Source organism: Bifidobacterium sp. (assembly GCF_051876855.1).
Taxonomy (GTDB): Bacteria; Actinomycetota; Actinomycetes; order Actinomycetales; family Bifidobacteriaceae; genus Bifidobacterium.
In genome coordinates, this window is sequence record NZ_JBJEIH010000035.1 from 42,012 (window position 1) to 48,137 (window position 6,126).

Genomic DNA, 6,126 nt, shown 5'->3' on the forward strand with positions numbered 1-6,126 from the left:
CAATGTGCATCGACCGCCCCGCACTGTAGTTGATTGTGAGTCGTCACTCACAATCGGGTACGGCAATGTGCATCGACCGCCCCGCACTGTAGTCGATTGTGAGTTGTCACTCACAATCGGGTACGGCAATCGGTCGTTGCAGGTGCGGCTGGCGATCCGATACCACTTCGTTGTGAGTGGTGACTCACTACCACGGGGCAATCCCACTGCTGCACCTGTGGTCCGTGCGGCATTACGCAGTGATTGTGAGTGGTGACTCACAATCAGTGGCCGAGTGTTTGCGATTCGACGCCGATTCGCAGATTCTGTCGTTTCGTTGTGAGTGGCGACTCACAATCACCGTGAGGGTTGGTCATTGCGGGTGCGGCTGGTAAGTCAACGTCCGTTGGTTGTGAGTGGCCGTTCACAATCGATGAGTCGGCAATGCGGCTGGGGCGGATACAGCGTGGCTGCACGCATTGATTGTGAGTCTGTACTCACAATCGGCAGACGACTTGCGTGACGGCGTTCGGGGTTTCCGACGTTCAACCGTTGGTTGTGAGTGGCGACTCACAACCAAGAGCGGGAGTGGGCATTGCAGGTATGGTTGGGCGGTCGTGACTGCTGATTGTGAGTGACGACTCACAATTGGTTGGTGGTTTGGGTAAGCCCGGCATGATTGTCACGACTGGAGTCCTTTGTTGTGAGTGGCGACTCGCAATCAACGATCTGGTTGCTTGGAAGTGTGCGTCGATCGTCCTGTGCTGGAGCTAGTTGTGAGTGGTCGCTCACAGCCAACAGGGCAGTGAGACGTTGCGGGGGTGACTCGTGAGCTGATGTCTCTTCGTTGTGAGTGGCGACTCACAATCAAGGGGAGAGTACGATGTTCCGAGACGAATCCGCAGACATTGATGCTTCGTTGTGAGTGGCGGCTCACAATCAACGTGGTGATTGCCCGTTGCGGGGGTGGCTGGTGCGTGAAAGTTCTTTGATTGTGAGTGGCGGCTCACAATCAAAGAAATGAGACAGAGGTGCGAGCTGATGATGCTATCTGTTGCTGTTGTTGGTTGACTGTGCTTACCGCCTGTTGTCTACTGCCTGTTGTCTATCGCATGTCGCCTGATGGTCCTGATAGATGAGCACAGAAGTGCCGTCCCTCGCTTTGCAGCCATTCATATGGGACTGGTCCGCGTGCAAATCGGGGTAAAGACTGTGGAGTGCTACCCAGCTTGTCGGATTCCTAAGGGCGGTTCGCGCGCAGATTGCAGTAAAACCTGCGGCGGCAGATGCGCTCAGCGCGTGAACACTCCCTGCAGCCACGCGTATAGTGCCGGATTCGAGACATTCCAGGCTTCGAGCCGACCGGTCGTCATGAGCCAAAGCGCTTGCAGCACGAGCCCAAGCACCAAGACGATCACAATCGTGATGGTCAGCCAGCGATGTCCCTTATCGCGGCTCGCCGACTCCATCGGGGCCAGCAGACACATGGTACCGATCAGCGCCAGCCACGCCATATCACACATATACCGCGCGTTGACGCCGAACGGTCCGTCGATGCACGCGAGGACGCCGGCGAGCAACAGGCAGGTTATCCCGAATGCGCATGATCTTGAGGCCCCTGAGATTTGCGAAACATGTGGCATTTCTGGTGCCCTAGACGTCCCCGTTACCACGGCGTCGTTCACCCGCTTGCGTGAGACGAGCGAGACAATGAACCAGATGACCGCCGGTATCGCGAGCAGGCAAATCGGCGACAACGCGACGATACCGCCGACGGTCGGCTCCGCGATGACGTTCCTGTTGCGGATGAGAAATGCCCACGGGTTCGTTCCGTCCGTTGCGAAGACATTCGCTGTGAACGGGAAGCTGCGGGTGAATCTCATCGGTGCGAACAATAGCAAGGAGGCGCTGAACAATCGAGCTTGTAGACTGACATGACGTTGCGTCATATCAAATCCTGTCAGATTATATGCCGCACCGAAGTTGAACGGGTTATCAAACCGGATAGTGTTGTACCACATCATCACGCCCCCGATGACCAGGAACGGCGCGATTGCCGCAAGGCTGGCTTGAATCGCGTGTCGTGACCGAACGGCAAGCATTTCGCGCGACCTGATTTGCGGCCATAGCAATATAAGACCGAAGACCGCTGTCAGAATAAATGTCGGTCTGCATGTCATGGTGAGTGCGACAAGTAGCGACCCTGCAGCTACCATCCCGGTTCGGGGAGCGGAGCCGCTATCGTCAGCGGATCGGGCCCACAGCGCGATTCCCGCTGGCGCAAGCGCGAGCGAGGCGAGAATCGGAATCGAATAAAACCATGGGACGAGAACCAGATAGGACAGTCCCGATGCCGCGACGATTGCGGTGCACGCCAGCACGACGAACCAGCGTGGCGTCCCCTTCCAGAACCGTTTCCACAGGGTCTGCACCAGGAAAATCAGTGATGCGCACGCGGCGATGGCGAGGATCGCGCACGCAGCTGCGGTTGACAGGTCCGTGCCGGTCAACGCCTTGAACGGGGCGAACAGCACGATTGCCGGGAGTGGCCCGAAATAGCAGTAATAGCGTCCGTGATAGAACGCCCAATCCCACAGCGATGGGTCGCCACTGGCCGTGCCCTGTGCCCCTCTGGCCTGCACGTCGTACGGATTGTCCATGGCCGCGAGCCAGTCGGGCACATGGACGTCAAGCCATGTTCTGCCGTTGAGAAACGCGTCGGCAAGCCGCTGATACTGCGCCCGGTCCACAAGGAAGGTTCCGCCCGAATATTGCAGCGCGTATGTACTGTCGGTCGGATGGGTCGAGACGGTGAGCAGTACGATGATGACTGACGCCACGGCCCACACAATCGCGAATGGCAGCCAATCCGGGCGAAGAATGCGGGGAATGCGATGCCGGGTGTGCGGCTTGGCGCGCTCGACGGTTGTTGTTGCGGCGTTGTCGCTTGCGAACGTCGGGGCGCTCTTGTGGTCGTTGGCGGTGCTGTGCATGACTCCACTGTATCTCAGGGACACGCGGGGACTGACGAATATCGCATCGGTAAAGCGGTTGCCGAAGCAGGTCGGTCACTGCGGCCACGGGTGGATGAACACCACGACAAGGCCTAAGCGTCCCGTTGCAAGTCCCGGTCATTCGAAAAGGCGTCTTACGATATGAGACGCTGTGACACGCCGTTGTCATGGGGCATGCTATGGTAAGAGCCATGACGTATTTCTCATGTTGTTGTTGTCGCTAACCGACGCCCCTTGGCGAGCGGTTGACAACGCACAACTTGAGATAGGATTCCGGCAGACCACATGGAAGGGCATGCGGATCTGCACACGATTGCAGCAAGACGAATAACCATCATGAACATCGTCAACACTGAATTGTGACGCAATCACGATGATCCGGCGATTCGCCGGGCAATCACCCGAACCGATGTGGTCGGAACAACCGACATCACATCTCGCCGGAACCGTTTCTTGTGCACTCAACCGATGGCCAGGCGCCACACCACCGACCCATCCATCGGCCAGCCCATCAAAAGCAAGACACAAAGCCCAAGCACAGAAACGAGACATCATGACCATCCACGATTCACTCACCGACCTCATCGGCAACACCCCTCTCGTCCGCCTGCACCACGTCACCGATGGCGTGAAAGCGGACATTGTCGTCAAAGTCGAGTATTTCAACCCGGGCGGCTCATCCAAGGACCGCATCGCCGAGCGCATCATCACCGCAGCCGAGGAATCTGGCCAACTCAAGCCGGGTGGCGTAATCGTGGAACCGACCAGCGGCAACACGGGTGTCGGTCTCGCCCTGGTCGCCCAGCAGCGCGGCTATCGCACGATTTTCGTCGTACCGGACAAGGTGTCCGAATCCAAGCGCGCAGTGTTGCGGGCGTATGGCGCCGAAGTCGTCGTCACCCCCACCAACGTCGAGCCGGACGACCCGCGCTCCTACTACAACGTGTCCGACCGACTCGCCGCCACCATCCCCGGTGCGTTCAAGCCGAACCAGTACAGCAACCCGAACGGTCCGCGCAGCCACTATGAGACCACCGGCCCGGAAATCTGGGAAGCGACCGACCACAAGGTCACGCATTTCGTCGCCGGCATCGGCACGGGCGGTACGATTTCCGGCACCGGCCGCTACCTCAAGGAAGTCTCCAACGGTGCCGTCAAGGTCATTGGCGCCGATCCGGAAGGCTCCATCTACTCCAACCCGAATGACGTCCACCAGTACAACATCGAGGGCGTTGGCGAAGACTTCTACCCTGAGGCCTTCGATCGCAACATCACCGACGACATCAAGCAGGTCACCGACGCCGAGGCTTTCGAAATGACCCGCCGTCTTGCCAAGGAGGAAGGCCTGCTGGTTGGCGGTTCCTCCGGCATGGCGGTCGCCGGGGCGCTCAAATACGCGCGTGAGAACAATCTGGACGAGCATCAGCTGGTCGTCGTGCTGCTGCCGGATTCCGGACGCAGCTATCTGGAGAAGATTTTCAACGACGACTGGATGCGAGCCAACGGCTACGGCGACGTCGTCGACCGTACCAGCAGCCCGTCCATCGCCGAGCAGTACCTGTGATTGCGCTCGCGTGATTTTGCTCGCGCGTCAGCGATCCAACAATCAACCGCATTCCGATACCAACCCGTCATCACCAAAACCGATACCGACACGCGGGACAAACCCCGCATAACCAGATACGCTCGAAACCAGCGTATGAAAGGAACAACAATCATGTCCGTCGCATCATTCGAACAGTCCGCCAAGGATTTCGCCGCCACCAAGCTCGCTACACGCGCCATCCACGCCGGTCAGGAGCCTGACCCGATCACCGGTGCCGTCGTCACGCCAATCTACATGACCTCTACCTTCAAGCAGGACGGCGTCGGCGGTCTGCGCAACGGCTATGATTACAGCCGTTCCATCAACCCGACACGTGATTCCTTCGACGCCCAGCTCGCGGCCATCGAAGGCGCCAAGTATGCGCTCGCCTTCTCGTCCGGCCTCGCCGCGATTGACGTGTTGCTGCGTTCCACCCTGAAGCCGGGCGACAGTGTCCTGCTCGGCAACGACGTGTACGGTGGCACTTACCGTTTGCTGTCCAAGGTGTTCGTGCCGTGGGGCGTGAACCTTGACGTGGTCGATATCACCGACACCGCGGCGGTGAGCGCGGCCCTCGAATCCAAGCACTACGAGTGGATTTGGGTGGAGACGCCGAGCAATCCGCTGCTCAACATCACCGATATCGCGGCGACAACCGCAGTCGCGCATGCGCATGGCACGAAGGTTGCGGTGGACAACACCTTCGCATCCCCGGTGCTGCAGCATCCGCTCGATGATGGCGCCGACGTGGTGGTCTACTCGACGACCAAGTACATTGGCGGGCATTCCGACGTGGTCGGCGGCGCGGTCGTGCTGAACGACGAGGAGCTTCGCGACAAGGTCGCATTCCTGCAGAATTCCGCTGGCGCGGTGCCTTCCCCGTTCGATTCCTGGCTTGACATCCGCGGTCTGAAGACGCTGGATCTGCGTGTCAAGCAGCATAGCCGCAACGCGCTCAAGGTGGCCGAATGGTTCGAAGGCAAGCCGCAGATTGAGCGCGTGTGGTATCCGGGTCTCGAATCGCATCCGGGCCATGAAATCGCCGCACGCCAGATGCACGGCGGCTTCGGCGGTATGGTTTCCGTCCAGTTCAAGGGCGGGCTTGAGGCGGCCAAGCGGTTCGCCGCGGCTACGAAGATCTTCACGCTCGCTGAATCGCTTGGCGGCGTGGAATCCCTGATTGAGCTGCCGGCGGCCATGACCCACGCCTCGGTGTCCGGGACGACGCTTGAGGTTCCGGCGAACCTGGTGCGTCTGTCCGTGGGCATTGAGGATGCGGATGATCTGATTGCCGACCTCGATCAGGCGCTTGAGCAGGCCTGACCCGAAGAAGAAATAAGAAGAAGCTGGATGGATGCCGGATACTTGGGCTCCGGCATCCATCAGGGGACGTGACGATGGGCGTCCGGGGCGATGATGGCGCTCCGGACGCCCATCGTCGTTGTTTCGTTGTTGTCGTTGCTGTTGCTTGCTGTCGTCGTTTGTTGCCGTCGTGGGGGGTGTCCCTATGTAATTTGTCAAGTGTGTCTGGTGCCGGGGTGTGTCGTG

At 59.3% G+C, this 6,126-nt stretch carries 3 protein-coding genes; 2 read left to right on the plus strand and 1 reads right to left on the minus strand.

Annotated elements, in window-relative coordinates:
- Positions 1 to 1,271 precede the first annotated feature (1,271 nt).
- Positions 1,272 to 2,972: a hypothetical protein gene (locus ACI38B_RS02790; RefSeq protein WP_439729435.1), complete on the minus strand. Its 1,701-nt coding sequence runs from the start codon at positions 2,970 to 2,972 to the stop codon at positions 1,272 to 1,274.
- A gap of 574 nt (positions 2,973 to 3,546) precedes the next feature.
- On the opposite strand from ACI38B_RS02790, the gene ACI38B_RS02795 reads away from it, so the two are divergent.
- Positions 3,547 to 4,557, plus strand: coding sequence for a cystathionine beta-synthase (locus ACI38B_RS02795; protein ID WP_101452356.1), 1,011 nt, complete (start codon positions 3,547 to 3,549; stop codon positions 4,555 to 4,557).
- A gap of 153 nt (positions 4,558 to 4,710) precedes the next feature.
- Positions 4,711 to 5,901 carry a cystathionine gamma-synthase gene (locus ACI38B_RS02800; RefSeq protein ID WP_404440761.1) on the plus strand — a complete coding sequence of 397 codons (1,191 nt, stop codon included), beginning with the start codon at positions 4,711 to 4,713 and terminating at the stop codon, positions 5,899 to 5,901.
- Positions 5,902 to 6,126 lie beyond the last annotated feature (225 nt).